General features: G+C 61.1%; 1 protein-coding gene and 1 pseudogene. Both read left to right on the forward strand.

Features of this window, described 5'->3' with window-relative positions; genetic code table 11:
* A partial coding sequence (locus tag MUU46_RS00130; protein WP_309582928.1) for a hotdog domain-containing protein occupies positions 1 to 184 on the forward strand: 184 nt, incomplete at its 5' end.
* A pseudogene (locus MUU46_RS00135) lies at positions 181 to 473 on the forward strand (acyl-ACP--UDP-N-acetylglucosamine O-acyltransferase); the annotation flags it as partial. The gene MUU46_RS00130 and the pseudogene MUU46_RS00135, both read left to right, overlap by 4 nt.

Consider the following 473-nt stretch of genomic DNA (forward strand, 5'->3'; position numbering starts at 1 on the left):
TTACTACTTCGTCGGTTCGGACAAGCTGCGCTTCCGCCAGCCGGTCCTGCCGGGCGACCAACTGCAACTGCACGCCAAGTTCATCAGCGTGAAGCGCAGCATCTGGAAATTCGACTGCCACGCTACCGTCGACGACAAGCCGGTATGCTCGGCTGAAATCATCTGTGCGGAACGCAAACTATGAGTTTGATCGATCCTCGCGCCATCATCGATCCGAGCGCCAGGCTGGCGGCTGACGTCCAGGTGGGCCCGTGGTCCATCGTCGGGGCGGAAGTGGAGATCGGTGAAGGGACGGTGATCGGTCCGCACGTGGTGCTCAAGGGCCCCACGAAGATCGGCAAGCACAACCGCATCTACCAGTTTTCCAGCGTCGGCGAGGATACTCCCGACCTGAAATACAAGGGCGAGCCGACGCGCCTGGTGATCGGTGACCACAACGTGATCCGCGAAGGCGTGACCATCCATCGCGGAAC

This window comes from Scandinavium tedordense (genome assembly GCF_024764965.1).
Taxonomy (GTDB): domain Bacteria; phylum Pseudomonadota; class Gammaproteobacteria; order Enterobacterales; family Enterobacteriaceae; genus Scandinavium; species Scandinavium tedordense.